The sequence below is a fragment of the Bacteroides sp. AR29 genome (assembly GCF_900217715.1).
GTDB classification, from domain to species: Bacteria; Bacteroidota; Bacteroidia; order Bacteroidales; family Bacteroidaceae; genus Bacteroides; species Bacteroides uniformis.
The window spans coordinates 1-22,649 of the sequence record NZ_OBMS01000025.1 but is presented as its reverse complement, the minus strand read 5'-3'; the positions used below and the strand labels follow the sequence as shown (position 1 = coordinate 22,649).

Here is a 22,649-nt window from a genome sequence, read left to right as displayed (position 1 = left end):
GTTTGAGAAAAAGAGGTGAAATCCCTTACTCGTCTTTTTCTTTCAGCAATTCCTCCATCTTCAGCACCTCGTCCCGATACTGTGCGGCTTCGATAAAATCGAGTTTCTTGGCAGCCTCCTGCATAAGCTTCTTGGTACGTTCGATACTCTTTTCCAGTTGCTTGCGGCTCATGTACTGTACTATAGGGTCGGCAGCCATCGTAGATGTACTTTCTTGTTCCACATAGGGGCGGGGAGTGCTGGAAGTGAACTTCTCGCTGCTGAGGACGGCTTCGCCGGAAGCCTCGTTGGTGGCAAACACATTGAGGTTCTTGGCTTTCTTGATTTGCTGTGGTGTGATGCCGTGCTCTTCGTTGTACTTCAACTGCTTCTCGCGACGGCGGTTGGTCTCGTCGATGGTCAGTTGCATGCTGTCCGTTATTTTGTCGGCATACATGATGACCATACCGTTCACGTTACGAGCGGCACGTCCGGCAGTCTGTGTCAGTGAGCGGTGGGAACGAAGGAAACCTTCCTTGTCTGCATCGAGAATGGCAACGAGAGAGACTTCAGGCAGGTCGAGTCCTTCACGCAGCAGGTTGACACCAACAAGTACATCGTAAACGCCCTCGCGCAAGTCACCCATAATCTTCACACGTTCCAAAGTGTCTACGTCGCTGTGGATATAATTACACTTCACGTTGTTGTTCAGCAGATATTCCGTCAGTTCTTCAGCCATTCGTTTGGTGAGGGTGGTGACGAGGGTACGCTCGTTCTTCTCGATGCGTACTTGGATTTCTTCCATCAGGTCGTCTATTTGGTTGTGGCTGGGACGCACCTCAATAATGGGGTCTAACAGTCCCGTCGGGCGGATGACTTGTTCTACTACGATGCCTTCGGATTTCATCAGCTCATAGTCTGCCGGTGTGGCGCTGACGTAAATCACTTGTTTGGCCATCTCTTCGAATTCATCGAATTTCAGCGGGCGGTTGTCCATGGCAGCCGGTAGGCGGAATCCGTACTCCACCAGGTTTATCTTGCGGGCGCGGTCACCTCCGTACATGGCACGTATCTGCGGGACGCTGACGTGGCTTTCGTCAATGACTATCAGGAAATCTTCGGGGAAGAAGTCCAGCAGGCAGTAGGGGCGGGTACCGGCAGCACGCCCGTCAAAGTAGCGAGAATAATTCTCAATGCCGGAGCAATGTCCCAATTCGCGTATCATTTCCATATCATAGGTCACCCGTTCCTGCAAGCGTTTGGCCTCGAATGGGCGGCCTTCGTTTTCAAACCATTGCACCTGCTTGTGAAGGTCATCCTCTATTTCGTGTATGGCACGCAACGTGGCTTCCTTGGTGGTCATGAAGAGGTTGGCGGGATAAATCTTGTAGGCATCGAACTTGGCGACGGTAACGCCGCTCATAGGGTCCACTTCCTCAATACTGTCTACCTCGTCTCCCCAAAAGGTGACGCGCAGCAAGTTGTCGGCGTAAGCCAGATAAATGTCCACCGTATCGCCTTTCACGCGGAAATTGCCGCGGTTCAGGTCAATGTCGTTGCGTACATAAAGACTGTCCACCAAGCGTCGCAGGAAGACATTGCGACTGAAATTCTTGCCTTGCTGTACTTCGATGACGTTGTTGTAGAAGTCTGCCGGATTCCCCATGCCGTATATGCACGAAACGGAGGATACCACCACTACATCTTTCCTGCCCGAAAGCAGGGCAGAGGTGGCGGCAAGGCGCAACTTGTCTATCTCGTCGTTGATGGCGAGGTCTTTTTCTATATAGGTGTCCGATGATGGCAGGTAGGCTTCGGGCTGATAGTAGTCGTAGTAGGACACATAGTATTCTACGGCATTGTTCGGGAAGAATCCCTTGAACTCGCTGTACAACTGGGCAGCCAGCGTCTTGTTGTGGCTCAATATCAGCGTTGGCTTGTTGATGTTGGCAATGACGTTGGCTATGGTGAATGTCTTTCCGGACCCGGTGACACCGAGTAATGTTTGTGCAGGAAGTCCCTCATGCACGCCCTCGGTCAGCTGTGCGATGGCTTCCGGCTGGTCACCGGTAGGTTGGTAGGCGGATGTCAGTTCGAATTTGTTCATTTTCTCTTCTTAGAAGCGGCAATATTCGGTAAAATCTTTGAGATAAACAAAATTTTTTTGTTTACTTTGCAGCTATATTGATAACAACCATTAATAATTGTAATACAACGAAGAACATGATTTGGAATGAAAGCATCGAATGCATGGATCGCGAAAGCCTTCGTAAAATCCAGAGCATTCGTCTCAAAAAGACTGTGGAGCGTGTGTATCATGACACTCCTTTTTATCGTAAGAAAATGCAGGAACTGGGAGTTACTCCCGATGACATAAACAGTATAGATGATATTGTAAAACTGCCTTTTACTACCAAGTACGACTTGCGGGACAATTATCCCTTCGGCCTCTGTGCCGTACCTATGAGCCAGATTGTGCGTATTCATGCCTCTTCCGGCACAACCGGAAAACCCACTGTGGTAGGCTATACCCGAAAAGACCTTTCAGCATGGTCCGAATGCCTTTCACGGGCCTTTACCGCCTATGGTGCCGGTAGCTCGGATATTTTCCAGGTGTCCTACGGTTACGGACTTTTTACCGGCGGACTGGGTGCGCATGCCGGTGCCGAGAATATCGGCGCTTCCGTCATCCCGATGTCCAGCGGCAATACGGAGAAGCAGATTACACTGATGCATGATTTCGGTTCTACCGTACTTTGCTGCACGCCCTCATACGCCCTCTATCTGGCAGATGCCATCAAAGACTCCGGTCTTCCCCGTGAAGAGTTTAAGTTGAAAGTGGGAGCCTTCGGCGCCGAGCCGTGGACCGAAAGTATGCGTCGGGATATTGAAACCAAGCTGGGTATCAAGGCATTTGATATTTATGGGCTTAGTGAGATTGCCGGTCCCGGTGTAGGTTACGAATGCGAGTGCCAGCACGGTACCCACCTCAATGAAGACCATTACTTCCCCGAGATTGTAGACCCGAAGACCCTCGAACCGGTTGCCCCTGGAGAAACCGGCGAATTGGTGTTCACTCACCTTACCAAAGAGGGGATGCCGCTGTTGCGCTACCGTACCAAGGACCTCACCGCCCTGCACTACGATAAGTGCTCCTGCGGACGTACACTGGTTCGTATGGACCGCATCTTGGGACGTAGTGATGACATGCTGATTATCCGTGGTGTCAACGTGTTCCCCACGCAGATAGAGTCCGTTATCCTCGAAATGCCGGAGTTCGAGCCTCACTACCTCTTGCTGGTAGACCGCAAGAACAATACCGACACCATGGAGTTGCAGGTTGAGGTTCGTCCCGAATACTATTCCGATGAAATCAACAAGATGCTGGCTCTGAAGAAGAAGCTTGTGGCCCGCCTGCAGAGCGTACTCGGTCTCGGCGTAGATGTCCGTTTGGTAGAACCGCGCAGTATTGAGCGCAGCGTAGGCAAAGCCAAGCGCGTCATCGACAACCGCAAATTGTAAATCGCCAAATTGTACATGGTAAATCGTAAATCGTCAAATAGTAAATAAACCTATGGTAGCAAAACAACTTTCCATTTTTCTGGAGAACAAGTCCGGTCGCCTCACAGAGGTGACTGAAGTTCTTGCAAAAGAAGGTGTCAACCTTTCTGCTCTATGTATTGCAGAGAATGCCGATTTCGGTATCCTTCGTGGCATTGTTTCCGAACCGGATAAAGCATATAAGGCTTTGAAAAATAATCACTTCGCAGTGAACGTAACGGATGTAGTAGGCATCAGTTGTCCCAATATCCCCGGCTCATTGGCGAAAGTGCTCCGTTTCCTCTCCGATGAAGGCGTGTTCATCGAGTACATGTATTCCTTTGCCAATGGTGAAACGGCCAATGTCATCATCCGTCCCAACGACATGGATAACTGTATCCGTGTATTGACAGAAAAAAAGGTCGATTTGCTGGCGGCAAGCGAACTCTATAAACTGTGAAAACGAAGGATTAGGGAGGAAGGATTAGGGATGAGGACTATGCAGTTGATAGCACAGTCACTAATCCCTAATCCTTCACCATTCATCCCTAATTCCTGCCCGTTCGTCTGGTTTTTGAAAAATTAAGGCTCGTATCGTTGCTTTATTCGATGCGAACCTCTATCTTTGCGCATTATTTGAACAAAAGTAATGAAGAAGAACATCCTAATAACTCTGCTTGCAGCATTGCTGCTCTCCTCGTGTGGAGAATACAACAAATTGCTGAAAAGCACAGATTACGAATACAAGTACGAAGCGGCAAAAAATTACTTCGCAAAAGGCCAGTACAACCGTGCTGCTACTTTGCTCAATGAATTGATTGCCATTCTCAAAGGTACTGATAAGGCGGAGGAATCCCTCTATATGCTGGGCATGAGTTACTATAACCAAAAGGATTATCAGACTGCTGCGCAGACTTTCATTCAATACTACAACGTTTATCCCCGCGGCACATTCACTGAATTGGCACGTTTCCATGCCGGTAAAGCTCTATATTTGGATACTCCGGAGCCGCGTTTAGACCAATCCGGTACGTATAGCGCCATCCAGCAGTTGCAGATGTTTATGGAATACTTCCCGCAAAGCTCCAAGAAAGAAGAAGCGCAGAACATGATATTTGCCTTGCAGGACAAGCTGGTGATGAAGGAGTATCTGTCTGCAAAACTTTATTATAATATGGGTAATTATCTGGGCAACAACTATCAGGCTTGCGTTATCACTGCGCAGAATGCTTTGAAGGATTATCCCTATACCAACCTACGTGAAGATTTATCCATTCTTATCTTGCGTGCCAAGTATGAGTTGGCTGTGTATAGTGTGGAAGATAGAAGAGCCGAACGTTACCGTGAAGCGGTGGATGAATGTTATGCCTTTAAAAACGAATTCCCTGAAAGCAAGTATACGAAGGAAGCCGACCGAATCTTCAAGGAGTCACAGAAAATGCTGGGCGAGGGAGGCGAAGAACAAGAGTAATTAGTAATTAATAATTTGTAATTAGAATTTGTTTTGAAATGCTTAGAAAAATCTCTTAAGGAGTATTTGTATAAATGCCACCGTTACCATTGCTTCTGCCGTTTCCGTCAGGAATTCGTAATCAATAGTGAGCCTTCTATAGTTTTCCAACCATGAGAAAGTCCTTTCAACAATCCATCGTTTAGGTACTACATTGAATTTTCTGGGGTTTTCTTTGGGTCTGAGTACAACCTCCAAGTCCCATCCGAACTTTTGTTTTGTCCACATAGCCAAATCCCCTTGATAACCTCCGTCAGCAAGTATCTTGCAGAGTCTTGGGAATTTGAAGGCAAGCTTTTCCATTGTGGGCACAGCCCCTTTACTATCATGAATGTTTGCTTCATGTATATTGATTGCCATCGGAAGTCCCAAGGTGTCAACTACAATATGTTCCTTTCGTCCTTTGATTTTTTTGTTTCCATCTATCCCCCTGTCCGTATCAACATGATGGGAAGTCTTGACACTTCTGGAATCAATAATCCCGAGGCTGGGACTCTCCTGTTTACCGACGGATTTTCTAGCCATACTGTGAAGAACGTCCATAAGTTCCTCCCAAACCCCTTCGAGTTTCCACTTGCGGAAATAGTAGTAAACAGTTTGCCAAGGGGCGAAGTCGGAAGGCAACATTCGCCATTGACAGCCACTTTTGCTGATATAGAATATGGCGTTCAGAATTTCTCTGAGACACTTTTTTCTAGTTCTTTCTTGTGGTTCTACAATATTTTTGATAACTTGCCACTGTTTTTCAGTTAGGTTAGTTGAATAATTGCTCATAACTATTTGTTTTGCAACCATAAAGTTACGAAAATTATTTCAATTAACCAACTGATTAACAGATAAATATAAATAATTTAATCATTTCAAAACAGCTTCTTAATAATTAATAATTTGTAATTAATACTATAGATAAATTTATGGATTACAGAAAGACAAATGCTCCTACTACTACGGTGACCCGTGATATGATGGAGTTGTGTGAGGATACCGGTAATGTATACGAAAGCGTAGCGATTATCGGAAAACGTGCCAACCAGATTAGTGTGGAAATCAAGAACGACCTTTCCAAAAAGCTTGCTGAGTTTGCCTCTTACAATGACAATCTGGAAGAAGTGTTCGAAAACCGGGAACAGATTGAGATTTCCCGCTATTACGAAAAACTGCCGAAGCCGACATTGATTGCAACACAAGAGTATGTGGAAGGTAAGATTTATTATCGCAATCCGGCTAAGGAAAAAGAAAAATTGCAGTAATGATACAGCGTATTCAATCTGTTTATTTGTTGTTGGTAACCGTCCTGCTGGTTGTGGCCATCTGCATGCCCGTAGGACAGTTCATCGGAGCGGACGGAGTGACGGCGCATGTTTTCAAGCCTCTGGGAGTGGCTTTGGCCGACGGAGGATTTCAGTCTACTTGGGGCTTGTTCGGAATATTGCTGCTCAGTGCACTGGTTGCCTTCTGTACGATATTCCTTTTCCGTAACCGTATGTTACAAATACGCATGACGATTTTCAGCAGCATCCTGCTGATAGGTTACTACATAGCCTTCTGCGTATTTATGTTTATTTTGAAGGGCGATTTGGATGCCACGGCTTTCCAGCTTGGATGGGCGCTTTGCCTTCCGGTGGTAGCCATCATCCTCAACTATCTGGCCTTCCGTGCCATCTACAAAGATGAGGTGATGGTGAAGGCTGCAGACCGTTTAAGAAGATAAGAAGGTTTATCTACTTGATAATAACAAAAGGCAGACCACGTATTTCATTCGGGATACGTGGTCTGCCTTTTTTATCGTTTCTGCTTGGGGTTCAGCCGTTCCCATTATACTGTTCCCATTAGAGGAGATAGTCGTTCCTACGAGTGAAACGGGTGTTTCCCTACAAGCATTACTTCTTCAAGTCAAAGAGATAAGTTACCTTGGCCGTAATGACTCCGTGTGCGGAGCGCGAGAAAAAGTCCTTCTTGGTGCTGCCATAGAAATCGGACAAAGCATAGTAGTATCTTCCTTCTACAATGAAATTGCCTGCCTTGGTGCGTAGTTCTATGCCTGCTCCACCTGCAATGCCGTAGTCGAATTTGTTGTCTATGGCTTTGCCGTGCTGTTCCACGGTGATGTTGGTGTAGGAGTCTGCTACAGTGCCGTCCCAGTCGCCGTCTATCTTTTCGCTGTCGCCAAGCAGGAAGCCTATCTGCGGACCGGCATGGATGAAGAATTGCAGACCGCGGTCCTTGCCGAAGGCCAGATGTGCCAGGAAGGGTATTTCCACATAGTTCATGGTGCGTGTGTAGCTCAGTGTGGGATAGTCCTCATAGTACTCGTCCCAACCGTGCTGCGAGAAGTTCAGCTCGATTTGTGCACCGCAAATCATGCTGAAATATTTCTCGGAGATATATCGGGCTGTCACACCACCGTTGATGCCCATCAGATTCTTCTGCTTGATAGAGGGAGAGAAGCTTACGCTATTCAGATTGATGCCTCCATTGACGCCCACAGCGAAGTTGTGGCGTTGCTCGCCCACCTGCGCATGCAGGGGCAATATACATGCACACATCAGCAGGGCGAATATGATGATTGTTCTCAGGTTCATGCTATAAGTTATAAGTTACAAGCTACAAGCTACAAGTTAATAGTTATATAGTGGATTATCAGATGATTAATCATTAATCCCTAATCATTAATCAAAGTCCAGCTTCACCAGCTCAAAATTCTTGGTGAAGTGCACAAAAAACACTTTCTTGTTGATGAAGCCCCCCCAGTTGTTTACCCGTTGGAACTTGAAGCCGGTCTGGATGGGCACCAGGTCCAGCCCCTGCATGTTCTTCTCGAAGGAAGAGCCATAGCGTGCAAGTCCTTTCAGGAAGAAATAACCGGTATCGAAGCCCAACATGCCGAATTTGGGATAGCGTTCGTCCATCTCCTTGCCATACCATCTGCGGTAGCTCTTGGTGAAGTTGATGGCGGCAGGAAGCAGGTTGTTGGTATAGAAAGAGGAATAGAAATAGGTGTCCAGTTCGAAGAAGGCTTCCAGGTGGTCTTTGGTGTAGGTCTGCCACTCCGGATAGCCGAACAGATGGACACGGCTTTCAGGTTGCTCGCGTACCAACAGCGTCAGTTGGGGAAGTATCTTAATCAATGTCAGGTTGCTGCCGGATGTGGGGATGAAGATATTCTCACGGTCCGTGCGTAATACTGTTTTCAGGGATTCTACAGTGACATCCTCTTTCAGGCTCTTCATCGGGATGGAACGGTTGCGCAGTTCGTCTTTCAGTCCCTTGATGAATTCTGCCTTGTCCTTGGCGCCCTGGCTGGCTTCAATGAAGATGACGTTGGCGTTGGGGAACTGGCGCACAAAGTGGTCGTACACCTCGGAGTACAGATAGGATTGGGGAGTATTTATCTGATAGACCGCCGGATTCTGGAATACCGTGTTGTCTTTCGATGTGAATGGTATCACCAGACGTGTGTCTTGTTTCTTGGCAAATTCGGCCAGCGGCTCGATGTGCTGTTGGTACAGAGGCCCGAATATGATGTCCATGTCCTTCATCTCGCTTTTGCCCAGAATGGAGTTCAGCGAGGCACTTTCGGGGCCCGAATTGTAAGTGTACAAGTCAATGGAAGTGCCGGTACGTTTCAGGCTGTCTACGGCCATCAGCAGGCCTTCGTAGTATTCCACCATACGGGAGGACTCACTCTTCGATACCCCGTCCAAAAAGGGGAGGATGACGGCAGCCTTGATGGTGCTGAAACGCTCTGTCTCTTTTCTGTTTTCGCGGAACAGCTCGCTGTTGGTAGGCGTGGCCTGCAACTGCGCGCTCTGCTCCGTCTGTGCCTTGGGGTAGGGGATGCAGAGGAAGGTTCCCTTCTTTATTTTGTTCTCGCCTTTCAGCTCCGGATTGGCGGCAATCAGCTCGGCTTCGCTGATGCCGTATTCGCGGCTGATGCTGAATACGGTTTCTTTTCGTTTCACCTTGTGCATGTCGCGGCAGCGCGACTCTATGGGACCGGGAATATTGTTGTTGGCAACCACTGTGTTGTTGCTCAGTGTCTCGGTCGGGGCCATGGTTTCGGCCTCGGTTGTGGAAGGAATGAGGATGACTTGTCCGATACGGAAATTCTCGGCGCTCAGTCCAGGGTTGGCGTCACAGATGGCTTTGGCAGATACGTTGTATTTCACAGTCAGCCGGTAGAGGGTCTCGCCGGATGCGATGGTGTGGTATGTTTCTTTTTGTGCGTTGGCGGCACTGCGGGGGATACGCAGCGTGCGTCCGATGAATATTCTCTCGTCACTGCCGGGATTCAGTTTGATGATGTCTGCCTGGCTGACGCCGTACATGCTGGCGATGGAGTAGAGACTTTGTCCTTTTTCGATGGTATGCAGGAAATAAGATTGGTTCTCTTGTGCCACTGCACCCAGCGTGCATGCGCCGGCAAGCAGCAGGGAACAGATAATGCGGTTAATCGTTTTCATTCAGTAATCGTTGGTTTATGTTTACAATTTCCCAAAGTAGCTGCAAAGGTACGAATATTGTGGCATTCAAACCAAAGGATTGCGTTAAGAAATAATATTGTGCATTTCAAAACTGAAAAATAGCGCTTTTCGGCTGATATTCGGGGGGAAACAGTTATTTTTGCAGTTAAAACGATAGGATAAATCAACATGCAAGAAGAAACAGAATATATCAATGTATATGGTGCGCGCGTGCACAACCTCAAGAATATCGATGCCGAGATTCCCCGTAACAGCCTGACTGTGATTACAGGCCTGAGCGGAAGCGGCAAGTCCTCTTTGGCATTCGATACTATTTTTGCCGAAGGGCAGCGCCGCTATATCGAGACCTTTTCAGCCTATGCCCGTAATTTCCTGGGAAATCTGGAACGTCCGGACGTGGATAAGATAACGGGACTGAGCCCGGTTATCTCCATCGAGCAGAAAACCACGAATAAGAATCCACGTTCCACGGTGGGTACAACGACAGAGGTTTATGATTACCTTCGTTTGTTGTATGCCCGTGCAGGAGAAGCTTATTCTTATCTCTCCGGCGAGAAGATGGTGAAGTATACCGAGGAACAGATACTCGACCTTATCCTGAAGGATTACAAAGGAAAACGCATTTATATCCTTGCTCCGCTGGTGCGCAGCCGTAAGGGGCATTACAAGGAGCTCTTCGAGCAGGTGCGCAAGAAAGGCTATCTCTACGTACGTGTGGACGGTGAGGTACGCGAAGTCTTGCCCGGCATGAAGCTGGACCGCTATAAGAACCACGATGTGGAGGTGGTGATAGACAAGCTGGTGGTGATGGACAAGGATGACACACGCCTGAAGAACAGCGTGGCCACTGCCATGCGTCAAGGTGACGGATTGCTGATGATACTCGATGCGCAGACGGATAGCGTGCGCCATTACAGCAAACGGCTGATGTGTCCCGTGACGGGGTTGTCCTATCGGGAACCGGCGCCGCACAACTTTTCCTTCAATTCGCCGCAAGGGGCATGTCCTAAGTGCAAAGGGTTGGGGGTGGTCAGCCAGATTGATATTGACAAGGTGATTCCCGACCGTGAGCTCTCCATTGCCGGAGGTGCCATCGCACCGTTGGGGAAAGCCAAGAACAGCATGATTTTCTGGCAGATTACCGCCTTGCTGGAGAAATATGAAGCGACGCTGAAAACACCGGTCAAAGACTTGCCGGAGGATGCCATCGACGAGATTCTCTACGGCTCGGACGAGCGTATCAAGATAAAGAGTTCACTGATAGGCACCTCTTCCGATTATTTTGTGACGTTTGAGGGGGTTGTAAAGTATATCCAGATGCTGCAGGAGAAGGATGCTTCTGCCACGGCACAGAAGTGGGCGGACCAGTTTGCCAAGACTGCCGTTTGCCCGGAATGTCATGGCGCCAAGTTGAATAAGGAAGCGCTTTCATTCCGCATTCACGACAAGAACATCTACGAATTGTCTACGATGGACATCAATGAGCTGTATGACTGGCTGGTAAACGTAGACCCGTATCTCAGTAGCAAGCAACAGCAGATTGCCGGTGAAATCCTGAAGGAAATCCGTACGCGGCTCAAGTTTTTGCTCGATGTCGGTCTGGATTATCTTTCGCTGAACCGTAGTTCCGTCAGCCTTTCCGGTGGTGAAAGCCAGCGTATCCGCCTGGCTACGCAGATAGGTTCACAGCTGGTGAATGTGCTGTATATATTGGATGAGCCGAGTATCGGCCTGCACCAACGCGACAACCAGCGCTTGATACACTCTTTGAAGGAACTGCGTGACATTGGCAACTCCGTCATTGTGGTGGAGCATGACAAGGATATGATGCTCGCCGCCGATTATGTCATTGATATGGGGCCGAAAGCCGGTAGGCTGGGAGGGGATGTTGTCTTTGCCGGTACTCCCCGTGAAATGCTACGGACGCATACGCTGACTTCCCAATACTTGAATGGTGAGTGTGCCATTGAGGTGCCTGCCAAGCGTCGCGAGGGCAATGGACACAGTCTGTGGCTGCGTGGCGCCAAGGGTAATAATCTGAAGAATGTGGATGTAGAGTTCCCGCTGGGCAAGCTGATTTGCGTTACCGGTGTTTCCGGCAGTGGCAAGTCCACGCTTATCAACGAGACGTTGCAGCCTATTCTTTCGCAGAAGTTCTATCGTTCACTGCAGGATCCTTTGGACTATGACAGTATTGAAGGGCTGGAATATATAGACAAGGTGGTGAATGTGGACCAGTCTCCTTTGGGACGAACGCCGCGTTCCAATCCTGCCACTTATACCGGTGTGTTTTCCGATATCCGCAATCTGTTTGTCGGCTTGCCCGAAGCGAAGATACGTGGATATAAGGCGGGACGCTTCTCCTTCAACGTCAGTGGCGGACGCTGCGAGGCTTGCCAGGGCAACGGCTACAAATGCATTGAGATGAATTTCCTGCCGGATGTGTATGTGCCTTGCGAGGTGTGCCACGGCAAACGCTATAACCGCGAGACGCTGGAAGTGCGCTTTAAAGGCAAGTCCATTGCCGATGTGCTGGATATGACCATCAACCGTGCGGTGGAGTTCTTCGAGAATGTGCCCCAGATATTGAATAAGATTAAGGTTATCCAGGAAGTGGGATTGGGCTATATCAAGCTGGGACAGTCCTCCACCACGCTCTCCGGAGGTGAGAGCCAGCGCGTAAAGTTGGCTACGGAACTCTCCAAGCGTGATACGGGCAAGACACTCTATATCCTCGACGAACCTACCACCGGACTTCATTTTGAAGATATCCGTGTACTGATGAATGTACTGAACAAACTTGTTGACAAAGGAAACACCGTCATCGTCATAGAGCATAATCTCGATGTCATCAAGATGGCGGACTACATCATTGATATGGGTCCCGAAGGTGGCAAGGGGGGAGGGGAACTCCTCTCCTGCGGAACACCCGAAGAGGTGGCGAAGAGCGAGAAAGGCTATACTCCGAAATTCCTGCGTGAAGAGCTGGGGGATAATTACTAATTTTGTAACTTGTTATGGTGAAAATTAATAAGACGAATGCAGCGCGGTTGCTCGACAAAGCCAAGATAGCCTATGAACTCATTCCCTACGAGGTGGATGAGAACGATTTGAGCGCCGTACATGTAGCCGCCAGTTTGGGCGAGGACATCAACTGCGTGTTCAAGACACTTATTCTTCACGGCGATAAATCCGGCTACTTTGTCTGCGTCATCCCGGGTGAGCACGAAGTGGATTTGAAACTGGCGGCAAAGGCATCGGGCAACAAGAAGTGTGACCTCATTCCGGTTAAGGAACTTTTACCTCTGACTGGCTACATCCGCGGAGGCTGTTCGCCCATCGGCATGAAGAAACCTTTCCCTACCTATATCCATGAAACGTGCCTGCGGTTTCCGTATATCTATATCAGTGCCGGACAACGCGGTTTGCAGCTTAAGTTGGATCCGAAGGATTTGGTAAGGGAAGTGCATGCAGAGGTTTGTGTTCTTTTTAATGAATAAATCTTCTATTTCTGCCGAGATATTTTAATTTTATAAGGAAATCTTCAATAGAATTTATATATTTGCAGGAATTATTCAAGAAATCAATCCAATTACTAATTCTAAAAACTAATTTTTATGTTCAACAAACACCCTAAAGGTCTGATTGCCGCATCCTTTGCTAATTTGGGCGAGCGTTTCGGCTTTTATACCATGATGGCCATTCTTGTACTTTTTCTGCAAGCCAAGTTCGGACTGGATGGAAAAGAGGCAGGTTTGATCTACTCAACATTTTATTTTTCTATTTACATTCTAGCATTGATAGGTGGTATTATTGCCGACAGAACCCGTAATTACAAAGGTACCATCTTTGCCGGTATTGTTTTGATGGCGGTAGGTTACTTGATGCTGGCCATCCCGTCTCCTACACCGGTTGCCAATAAGACCTTGTTTCTGGTGATTACTTGTGCAGCCTTGTTTGTCATTGCTTTCGGAAATGGTCTTTTCAAGGGAAATCTTCAAGCGCTGGTAGGGCAGATGTACGACAATCCCCAATATTCCAGCATGCGTGATTCTGGTTTCTCCTTATTCTATATGTTCATCAATGTAGGTGCCATCTTTGCTCCGTTTGCCGCAGTAGGCGTACGTAACTGGTGGCTGTCCACATTCGGCTACAATTATGATGCCGACCTGCCTGCCCTTTGCCACGGACATCTGGCAGGAACGCTGACTCCCGAAGCTGTGGACACTTATAGTGCACTGGCAACGAAAGCCACTATTTCCGGAACACCCGTAACGGATATGACGGTATTTGCCAATGAATATCTGAACGTGTTTACCACCGGTTTCCATTATGCATTCGGTGTAGCTATCTTGGCTATGGTTCTTTCTTTGGTAATTTTCGTCATTAACAGAAAGAAATTCCCCGATCCCAGCAAGAAGGTGGCTGCAAAAGCGGGCGATGCCACTGCAGTGGAGATGAGCGCACAAGAGGTAAGACAGCGCATGTATGCATTGTTTGCCGTATTCGGTGTGGTAATTTTCTTCTGGTTCTCGTTCCATCAGAATGGGTTGACACTGACGTATTTTGCCAAGGAATATACAGATTTGAATTTATTCGGCATGGCTATTTCAGCTGAGCTGTTCCAGTCTTTGAACCCGATTTTCGTTGTATCTCTGACACCGGTCATCATGGCTGTCTTTGCAGCACAGCGTGCCAAGGGTAAAGAGCCTTCCACTCCGCGGAAGATTGCCATCGGTATGGGTATTGCTGCCACCGGCTTCCTTATAATGGCTATCGGTTCTTATGTAAGCAACTTGCCGATGCACAAGGATATAATCGCTTTGGGTACCTCTCCGGTGAAGGTGACTCCGCTGTTGCTGATGGTTACCTATCTGATATTGACTGTTGCCGAATTGTACATTTCTCCGTTGGGCATTTCATTCGTGTCCAAGGTGGCTCCTCCCAAATATCAGGGTATCATGCAGGGCGGTTGGCTCGGCGCTACTGCCATTGGTAATCAGTTGCTCGTTATCGGTGCTATCCTTTACGAAAGTATTCCTATCTGGATGACGTGGACGGTATTTGTAGTAGCGTGCTGCATTTCGATGTTCACCATGCTGTTCATGCTGAAATGGCTTGAAAAGGTGGCGAAGTAATCGGAAACGAAAGATAAAACTAAAGGCTGCGCAATGTTCGTAATGAACTGCGCAGCCTTTAGTTTTTGGAGGGCTTTTAATGCCGGGGCTCAGATTTCCAGTCCCATGATGTAGTCATTCATGTAATATCCGTTTCCTATCGGGAAATCCCCTTCACGGAGTTTCCGCATTCCCATATGTTCGTAAAACTGCAGTGCCTTGTTGTTACGGTTCACATTCAATTCCATCAGACAAGGGCCGGGATGCACTTCCTTGATGTACTTGATGGCTTCGCGAAAGAGGAAACTGCCGCAATGTGCACCCTGGTAATAGGGGAGCACATAAATCTTTTGCAGGTGGAATAAATTTTCTCCTTGCTGCTGTACGGACACATAGCCCGCCGCTTCACATTCTTCGTAGGCCAGGAAGTAGACGTGACCTTCCTCTTCCATTTGCTTGCGGATATTGTCCAATGAATACATCCATTCCATCATGTAGTCGGTCTGTTCGGGAGTAAGGATATCCTTATACGTGACAGGGAATATCTGCTGCGCAAGTTTCTGAATCAGTGCGCAGTCTGCTGTCGTTGCTTTTCTTATGGTAAACATATCGGTTGTATTTATACTGTTTGGGGTGTAAAGTTAAGCCTTTTTTGTGAAACAATCGTTATCTTTGCAGACCGTTACCGAACTAACTAATTTTGATTTTAAAAATTATGGCATTTACGAGCAACATTATGATTGTCCGCCACAGATTACTGAAGGAACTGGTAAAGCTGTGGAATAACAACGAACTTGTGGATAAAATAGACCGGCTGCCCATCGAGCTGAGTCCGAAGAGGTCCAAGCACGCGGGACGCTGCTGTGTGCACAAAGAGCGCGCGGTGTGGAAGTACAAGTCATTGCCGCTTCTGGGACTCGATATGGAGGACGAGACGGATGAGCTGACCCCCTTGTCGGAGTACGCTGCCCGTGCACTGGACAGAGCGGAAAATGGCAGGCCGAAAGACAATATCATGTGTGTGATTGACGAAGCTTGTTCGGCATGTGTGCAGATTAACTACGAGATTACGAACCTCTGCCGCGGATGTACGGCACGCAGTTGCCAGGTAAATTGTCCCAAGAAGGCAGTGCACGTCAAGGAGAGCGGGCAGGCATGGATTGACCATGATGCGTGTATCAGTTGCGGCATCTGCCATAAGAGTTGTCCCTACCATGCCATTGTTTATATTCCCGTACCTTGTGAGGAAGCTTGTCCCGTGAAAGCCATCAGTAAGGATGAGAAGGGGATAGAGCATATTGACGAAAGCAAATGTATCTATTGCGGAAAGTGTCTCAATGCATGTCCATTCGGAGCAATTTTCGAAATATCGCAGGTGTTCGACGTGTTGCACAGAATCCGCAAGGGTGAGCAGGTGGTGGCTATCGTGGCTCCGTCCATCCTGGGGCAGTTCAAGACGACTATTGAACAAGTATATAGCGCATTGAAACAGGTCGGTTTTACGGATGTCATCGAGGTGGCTCAGGGAGCGATGGATACCGTCAGCAACGAGGCGCACGAGCTGATTGAGAAGCTGGAGGAGGGTCAGAAGTTTATGACGACTTCCTGCTGTCCGTCTTATATAGAGTTGGTGAACAAGCATATTCCTGCCATGAAGCCTTACGTGTCGGGCACCGGTTCGCCGATGTATTATGCTGCCCGCATTGCTAAAGAGAAGTATCCGGATGCGAAGGTGGTCTTCATAGGTCCTTGCGTTGCCAAGCGCAAAGAGGCGCAGCGCGACGAGGCGGTGGACTTTATCATGACTTTCGAGGAGGTGGCTTCCGTGCTTGCCGGGCTGGATATTCAGATGGAGCAGGCAAAGCCCTATTCCATGAGTTTCACTTCCGTGCGCGAGGCGCATGGTTTTGCGCAGGCAGGAGGCGTGATGGGTGCCGTGAAAGCCTATCTGAAGGAAGAGGCAGATAAAATCAATGCCGTACAAGTGGCTAATCTGGATAAGAAGGCTATCGGTGCGTTGCGTGCTTACGCCAAGTCGGGCAAGGCTCCGGGGCAATTTATTGAAGTGATGGCTTGCGAGGGTGGTTGTATTACCGGGCCATGTTCGCATAATGAAATAACTGCCGGAAAGCGCCAGCTGACGCAGGAGTTGGCAAAGAGAAAAGAGACGTATTAGCCCTTTGTCCGTTTATATGAAGCATTTGATTGACAAATTGCGGAGCAATCGCAGGCTGGATGCCGAAGAGTATAAAGCCTTGCTTCTTTGTCGGGACACAGAACTTGCAGCCTACCTGCAGGAGCTTGCCCGGGAAGAAGCGCTTGCCTGCTTTGGCAATAAAATCTTCATTCGCGGACTGATTGAGATAACCAACCGTTGCCGCAATAACTGCTACTATTGCGGCATACGGAAGGAGAACCGGAACATAGTCCGTTATGAGCTGGCGCAGGAGGAGATTCTTTCGTGTTGCCATGAAGGCTATCGGTTGGGTTTCCGTACCTTTGTGCTGCAAGGGGGCGAAGCGCCGGCGGTGAAGGATGAGGGGATGGTGGAGACAGTTGCCGCCATCCGGCAATCCTTCCCGGATTGTGCCATTACCTTATCCTTGGGCGAGAAATCGCGGGAAGCCTACGAACGTTTCTTCCTGGCAGGTGCCAACCGCTATCTGTTGCGGCACGAAACCTGCAACGAAGGGCATTATCACCGGCTTCATCCTGCGGAGATGTCCCTTTCCCATCGGTTGCAATGCTTGGACTGGCTGAAAGAGATAGGCTATCAAGTGGGAACCGGAATCATGGTGGGCAGTCCTTACCAGACGGTGGACCATTTGGTAGAAGACATTCTCTTCATCGAACGGTTTCAGCCGGAGATGATAGGCATGGGACCTTTTCTTCCGCATCACGATACTCCGTTTTCCTCTTTTCCGCCGGGAGATATGGAGTTGACGTTGAAGTTGCTTTCTATCTTCCGGTTGATGCATCCCGCGGCACTGATACCTGCTACCACTGCCCTGGCCACACTTGCTCCGGACGGACGGGAACGGGGAATATTGGCTGGCGCCAATGTCGTGATGCCTAATCTTTCGCCTTCTCATCAGCGGGCGAAGTACTCCCTCTATGATAACAAAGCTTCTGCGGGTGCCGAAGCGGCAGAAGGTTTGCTAAAATTGGAGGAACAACTGAAAGGGATAGGCTACGAGGTATCAAGAGAGAGAGGAGATTATGAGAATGGAGAATTGACCGTTGATAATTGATAATTTTCAAATCTTCATTCTTTATTTTAATTACCAATTATCAATTTACGAAGTGTATAACATAAAGTCAAGACAAGCAGAAGAATTCATCAATCACCAGGAGATATTGGATACATTGGAGTATGCGCAGGCAAACCGCAACAACCGTCCGCTCATTGAAAGTTTGATTGACAAGGCTGCTTTGTGCCAGGGGCTTTCCCATCGGGAGGCGGCCCTGCTGCTGGAATGTGACGAGCCGGAACTGGTGCAGCGCATCTATCGTCTGGCACGTGAAATCAAACGGAAATTCTATGGCAACCGCATTGTGATGTTTGCCCCGCTTTACCTTTCCAACTATTGCGTGAACGGTTGCGTCTATTGCCCGTATCATGCCAAGAACCGTACCATCCCCCGCAAGAAACTCTCGCAAGAGGAGATACGCCGCGAGGTTATCGCCTTGCAGGACATGGGACATAAACGCCTGGCGCTGGAAGCCGGAGAAGACCCTCGAAACAACCCTATCGACTATATCTTAGAGTCTATCCGCACCATCTACAGCATCCACCACAAGAACGGGGCCATCCGCCGGGTGAATGTCAACATAGCCGCCACTACAGTGGAAAACTATCGGTTGCTGAAAGAGGCAGGCATCGGCACTTATATCCTTTTTCAGGAGACTTACAGCAAAGAGCATTACGAAGCCTTGCATCCCACGGGACCGAAAAGTAATTATGCCTACCACACCGAAGCGATGGACCGCGCTATGGAGGGTGGCATCGACGATGTAGGTATCGGTGTATTGTTCGGTCTGAATACCTATCGCTACGACTTCGTAGGATTGCTGATGCATGCCGAACATCTGGAAGCTACCTTTGGCGTGGGTCCGCATACCATCAGCGTGCCGCGTATCTGTCCGGCAGATGATATTTCGACCGAGGATTTTCCTGATGCCATCTCGGATGAGATGTTCTGCCGTATTGTGGCGGTTACCCGCATTGCGGTGCCTTATACGGGAATGATTATTTCCACCCGTGAGTCGGAAGCCGTACGCCGTCGGGTGCTCGAACTGGGTGTTTCGCAGATAAGCGGCGGTTCACGCACCAGCGTGGGAGGCTATGCCGTGCCGGAAGCCAAAGAGGAAGATTCCTCCCAATTCGATGTGAGCGACCGGCGCACGCTGGATGAAGTGGTGAGCTGGCTGCTCGATCTGGGGCATATCCCCAGCTTCTGCACCGCCTGCTATCGCGAGGGACGTACCGGAGACCGCTTCATGTCGCTCGTCAAGCGCGGACAGATAGCAAACTGCTGCCAGCCCAATGCACTGATGACATTAAAAGAATATCTGGAGGACTATGCCTCCTCCGAAACCAAGGAGAAGGGCATGCGGCTGATTCGTGAGGAGATGGAGCATATCCCGAACCCCAAGATACGGGCGATAGCCGAACGTAATCTTCAGGAGATAGGGGAGGGGAAAAGAGACTTTAGATTTTAGATTTCGGATTTATGAATAATACACCTCGTTCCAACCGCCTGCACATTGCCGTCTTTGGACGACGGAACAGCGGAAAGTCCAGCCTTGTCAATGCCTTGACCGGGCAAGACACGGCATTGGTATCCGCAACGCCCGGCACTACTACCGATCCCGTGACCAAAGCCATGGAAGTATATCCTTTGGGCCCGTGCCTCTTTATCGATACCCCCGGTTTTGATGATGACGAAGGCGAACTGGGCGGTATGCGCGTGGAGCGTACCTTAAAGACGGTGGAGAAAGCGGACATCGCCCTCTTGCTTTATGAAGCTGACGGAACGCTGGAACAGCAATGGCTAAAGCTGCTGGCTGCGCGCGAAATCCCCGTGATACTGATACTGAATAAAGCCGATTCCCGTCAAGACACCGCTTCCGTGGTTCTTCGGATTGAAAAGGAGTGCGGGCAGGCTCCCGTTGTGGTCAGTGCCAAAGAGGGTACCGGCATTCAAGGCATTTTCGATGCTATTCTCGAAAAGCTTCCCGAGAATTTTGGTGAGCAGACCATCACGGGAAACTTGGTAAGTGAAGGAGATGTCGTCCTGCTGGTGATGCCCCAGGATATACAAGCCCCCAAAGGTCGTCTCATTCTTCCGCAAGTGCAGACCATCCGCGAACTGTTGGATAAAAAGTGCTTAGTGATGAGCTGCACCACCGACAAGCTGCAAGCCTCCCTGCAAGCCCTTGTCCGTCCGCCTAAGCTGATAATCACCGATTCACAAGTATTCCCCATCGTCTATCAACAAAAGCCTGCCGAAAGTAGTCTTACTTCCTTCTCGGTTCTTTTTGCCGGTTACAAAGGAGACATCAATGCCTTTGTAGAGGGAGCTGCCGCTATTCATAGTCTGACACCCCAATCGCGTGTACTGATAGCCGAAGCCTGCACCCACGCCCCGCTGACCGAGGACATCGGCACCGTCAAAATTCCCCGCCTGTTACGAAAGCGCATCGGCGAGGAATTGCAGATAGACTTTGTCTCTGGAAATGACTTTCCCAAAGACTTGTCCCGATATGATTTAATTATCCATTGCGGCGCTTGCATGTTCAACCGGAAGTACGTTCTCAATCGTATAGCCCATGCCCGCGCACAGCACATCCCCATAACCAACTACGGAGTAGCAATTGCGAGTCTGACCGGTATATTGGATAAAATTGTTATCTATCGGTAAATATCCCTTTCCCTCTCTGTTCACGTTACTGATGTTATAGAGTAGTGTGAACTACTTTTCTTGTTAACAATGCTTAATATAATGTACCTTGTAATACAAGGTACTAATATAATACATATATTTGTGCCATACAAGGAACAATAATAGAATGAATGAGGACACTCATTACTCTATTGCGCAGCCAAATAGTAAATCGTAAATTGTCAAATAGTAAATACCATTATGGATGTAAACAATGTAAAGTCGCAAATGCGCAAGGGCATGCTTGAATATTGCATCATGCTGCTGCTTCACAAAGAGCCGGCTTATGCTTCGGATATCATTCAGAAGTTGAAAGAAGCCAGACTGATTGTGGTGGAAGGTACACTTTATCCGTTGCTCACCCGCTTGAAGAACGACGACCTTTTGGGGTATGAATGGATTGAGTCTACGCAAGGTCCTCCCCGTAAATATTACCGGTTGACGGAAAAAGGAGAAGTCTTTCTCGGTGAACTGGAAACATCCTGGAAAGAGTTGAACGAGACGGTGAATCACATCAGCAATTCTTGAAATGACCACAGAGAATATGCCGCATTCGCCGAATGGTAAATAGTAAATCGTAAATAGTCAAATTGTAAATAAAGAGTGTGTTATGAAAAAGACATTAACTGTAAATTTAGGTGGAACCGTTTTCAATATTGATGATGACGCATACCGTCTTTTGGATAATTATCTGAGTAATCTCAAGATGCACTTCCGCAAGGAGGCCGGTGCCGACGAGATTGTAGATGATATTGAACGTCGTATTTCCGAACTCTTTGCCGAGAAATTGTCGGCCGGTTCACAAGTAATCACGATAGCCGACGTGGAAGAGGTGATTGCTCGCATGGGAAAGCCGGAAGATATGGAGGCAGAAGGAGAGAGTGCTAGTGCCGATTCCGGCAGCACGAGTGCCGGGGGCGGCTATGGTGCCGGTGCTTGGAACAGCAATACCGCTTATGGCACTACACGCCGTCGTCTATACCGCAATCCGGATGACAAAATGCTGGGTGGTGTCATCAGTGGAATGGCTGCCTACCTGGGATGGGATGTAACTTTACTTCGACTGTTACTGCTTGTCATCTTGATTTGTGGGGTAGGGACATTGATACCGGTCTATATCGTGTGTTGGCTGGTTATACCGGAAGCCCGCACAGCAGCCGAGAAGTTGAGTATGCGTGGCGAGGCCGTTACGGTAGAGAATATCGGAAAGACGGTGACGGACGGTTTTGAGAAGGTTGCCAATGGGGTGAATGATTATATGAGGTCGGACAAACCCCGTACTTTCTTGCAGAAGTTGGGAGATGCATTGGTGATGATTGTCGGCTGGTTCTTGAAAATCTGTCTGGTGATATTTGCCATTATCTGCAGTCCGGTACTGTTTGTATTTGGAGTGGTATTTGTGGCGTTGTTGTTTGCTGCGATAGCGGTGGCTGTTGGTGGCGGTGCGGCTCTCATTTCCTTTTTCCCGATGGCTGATGTGGTACTGCCTACTTCTCCGTTGTCTGCCATTGTGATGTACATTGCAGGAATCTTGCTGGTAGGAATTCCTTTGGTCAGTCTTGTATGGGCCATCTTCAGTCAGATATTCAAATGGCAGCCGATGAATTCCGGTTTGAAGTGGACGCTGGTTATTCTTTGGATTGTAAGTGCGGCTTGCTTCGGAATCTGTTTTGCAGTGCAAGGGGCTACTTTCCCGGAATTGGGTATCTTTAACTTCTGAGAATAGTAATTTCTTTTTTAATTGATATCGTGTTTGTAGGATGGAAAATCCAGTGTAAGCTGCCCCCTAAAACCAAGCGATTCTGCCCCCTTGTGCTAAAATAATCCTACCCCCTTGATTCCAATATAAAAATACCCCTGCTTGGCAATGCCCGGCAGGGGATTTTTCGTAGATTTGATTCCCGTCTTGACCGGTGGGATAAAATCATTTCTACTATGACAACAAAGATAGCAAACATCCTCCAATGTTACGCATTGGGGATGGGGATAAAGCAGATAAGCAGGAGCTTTGAGCTTTCCCGCAACACGGTGCGCAGATATGTGCGCCTGTTTCAAGAGTGTGGTATACCGATAA

The 22,649-nt window shown here is 48.5% G+C and carries 20 protein-coding genes; 15 read left to right on the top strand and 5 right to left on the bottom strand.

The window, feature by feature from the left end; all coding sequences use genetic code 11:
- Positions 1-25: 25 nt before the first annotated feature.
- Entirely contained in the window at positions 26-2,086 is a 2,061-nt protein-coding gene (gene uvrB, locus CSD97_RS15195) for an excinuclease ABC subunit UvrB (RefSeq protein ID WP_009038616.1), read from the bottom strand.
- A gap of 116 nt (positions 2,087-2,202) precedes the next feature.
- On the opposite strand from uvrB, the gene CSD97_RS15185 reads away from it, so the two are divergent.
- The 3 genes from CSD97_RS15185 (at position 2,203) to bamD (ending at position 4,990) form a co-directional block, all read left to right on the top strand.
- Complete coding sequence (locus CSD97_RS15185) at positions 2,203-3,501, top strand: phenylacetate--CoA ligase (RefSeq protein WP_005825361.1); 1,299 nt, start codon at positions 2,203-2,205, stop codon at positions 3,499-3,501.
- 52 nt (positions 3,502-3,553) lie between these two features.
- On the top strand, positions 3,554-3,979 hold the full coding sequence (locus tag CSD97_RS15180; protein WP_061411883.1) for an amino acid-binding protein: 426 nt from the start codon (positions 3,554-3,556) through the stop codon (positions 3,977-3,979).
- Positions 3,980-4,168: 189 nt separating this feature from the next.
- Positions 4,169-4,990 (top strand): outer membrane protein assembly factor BamD, encoded by an 822-nt coding sequence (gene bamD / locus CSD97_RS15175; RefSeq protein WP_005836575.1) that lies wholly within the window; start codon positions 4,169-4,171, stop codon positions 4,988-4,990.
- A 42-nt stretch (positions 4,991-5,032) separates the two neighbouring features.
- Here the strand turns inward: bamD and CSD97_RS15170 are convergent, their stop codons facing one another.
- Positions 5,033-5,824 (bottom strand): IS5 family transposase, encoded by a 792-nt coding sequence (locus CSD97_RS15170; protein ID WP_244284041.1) that lies wholly within the window; start codon positions 5,822-5,824, stop codon positions 5,033-5,035.
- Between the two features lie 119 nt (positions 5,825-5,943).
- Between CSD97_RS15170 and CSD97_RS15165 the strand changes: the two genes are divergently transcribed.
- Both CSD97_RS15165 and CSD97_RS15160 read left to right on the top strand, forming a co-directional pair.
- The gene (locus CSD97_RS15165) at positions 5,944-6,279 is read left to right on the top strand and encodes a DNA-directed RNA polymerase subunit omega (RefSeq protein WP_005825356.1); all 336 of its coding nucleotides are present in this window, start codon (positions 5,944-5,946) and stop codon (positions 6,277-6,279) included.
- The gene (locus CSD97_RS15160; RefSeq protein ID WP_005836580.1) at positions 6,279-6,740 is read left to right on the top strand and encodes a DUF4293 domain-containing protein; all 462 of its coding nucleotides are present in this window, start codon (positions 6,279-6,281) and stop codon (positions 6,738-6,740) included. Before CSD97_RS15165 ends, CSD97_RS15160 begins: the two co-directional genes overlap by 1 nt.
- Positions 6,741-6,909: 169 nt before the next feature.
- Here the strand turns inward: CSD97_RS15160 and CSD97_RS15155 are convergent, their stop codons facing one another.
- Complete coding sequence (locus CSD97_RS15155; RefSeq protein WP_016273570.1) at positions 6,910-7,611, bottom strand: porin family protein; 702 nt, start codon at positions 7,609-7,611, stop codon at positions 6,910-6,912.
- Positions 7,612-7,698: 87 nt separating this feature from the next.
- Entirely contained in the window at positions 7,699-9,492 is a 1,794-nt protein-coding gene (locus CSD97_RS15150; protein ID WP_098032638.1) for a LysM peptidoglycan-binding domain-containing protein, read from the bottom strand.
- 189 nt (positions 9,493-9,681) lie between these two features.
- Between CSD97_RS15150 and uvrA the strand changes: the two genes are divergently transcribed.
- From uvrA to CSD97_RS15130, 3 genes are all read left to right on the top strand, one after another.
- Positions 9,682-12,516, top strand: coding sequence for an excinuclease ABC subunit UvrA (gene uvrA / locus CSD97_RS15140; protein WP_098032637.1), 2,835 nt, complete (start codon positions 9,682-9,684; stop codon positions 12,514-12,516).
- A 17-nt stretch (positions 12,517-12,533) separates the two neighbouring features.
- Positions 12,534-13,013: a Cys-tRNA(Pro) deacylase gene (ybaK, locus tag CSD97_RS15135; RefSeq protein WP_061411918.1), complete on the top strand. Its 480-nt coding sequence runs from the start codon at positions 12,534-12,536 to the stop codon at positions 13,011-13,013.
- A 117-nt stretch (positions 13,014-13,130) separates the two neighbouring features.
- Positions 13,131-14,651, top strand: a complete 1,521-nt coding sequence (locus tag CSD97_RS15130; RefSeq protein WP_061411889.1) for a peptide MFS transporter — start codon at positions 13,131-13,133, stop codon at positions 14,649-14,651.
- Between the two features lie 89 nt (positions 14,652-14,740).
- Here CSD97_RS15130 and CSD97_RS15125 read toward each other — a convergent pair whose 3' ends face one another.
- Complete coding sequence (locus tag CSD97_RS15125) at positions 14,741-15,238, bottom strand: GNAT family N-acetyltransferase (RefSeq protein WP_057255989.1); 498 nt, start codon at positions 15,236-15,238, stop codon at positions 14,741-14,743.
- A gap of 107 nt (positions 15,239-15,345) precedes the next feature.
- On the opposite strand from CSD97_RS15125, the gene CSD97_RS15120 reads away from it, so the two are divergent.
- The 7 genes from CSD97_RS15120 to CSD97_RS15090 form a co-directional block, all read left to right on the top strand.
- Complete coding sequence (locus CSD97_RS15120; protein WP_098032636.1) at positions 15,346-16,806, top strand: monomeric [FeFe] hydrogenase; 1,461 nt, start codon at positions 15,346-15,348, stop codon at positions 16,804-16,806.
- A gap of 16 nt (positions 16,807-16,822) precedes the next feature.
- Positions 16,823-17,881, top strand: coding sequence for a [FeFe] hydrogenase H-cluster radical SAM maturase HydE (hydE, locus tag CSD97_RS15115; protein ID WP_057255988.1), 1,059 nt, complete (start codon positions 16,823-16,825; stop codon positions 17,879-17,881).
- A 52-nt stretch (positions 17,882-17,933) separates the two neighbouring features.
- Positions 17,934-19,352, top strand: a complete 1,419-nt coding sequence (gene hydG / locus CSD97_RS15110) for a [FeFe] hydrogenase H-cluster radical SAM maturase HydG (RefSeq protein WP_098032659.1) — start codon at positions 17,934-17,936, stop codon at positions 19,350-19,352.
- A gap of 11 nt (positions 19,353-19,363) precedes the next feature.
- Positions 19,364-20,554, top strand: coding sequence for a [FeFe] hydrogenase H-cluster maturation GTPase HydF (gene hydF / locus CSD97_RS15105; RefSeq protein ID WP_098032635.1), 1,191 nt, complete (start codon positions 19,364-19,366; stop codon positions 20,552-20,554).
- 222 nt (positions 20,555-20,776) lie between these two features.
- Positions 20,777-21,103, top strand: a complete 327-nt coding sequence (locus tag CSD97_RS15100; RefSeq protein ID WP_005825341.1) for a PadR family transcriptional regulator — start codon at positions 20,777-20,779, stop codon at positions 21,101-21,103.
- 82 nt (positions 21,104-21,185) lie between these two features.
- Positions 21,186-22,295 (top strand): PspC domain-containing protein, encoded by a 1,110-nt coding sequence (locus tag CSD97_RS15095; protein WP_005825340.1) that lies wholly within the window; start codon positions 21,186-21,188, stop codon positions 22,293-22,295.
- Between the two features lie 215 nt (positions 22,296-22,510).
- A partial coding sequence (locus tag CSD97_RS15090; protein ID WP_143272433.1) for a helix-turn-helix domain-containing protein occupies positions 22,511-22,649 on the top strand: 139 nt, incomplete at its 3' end.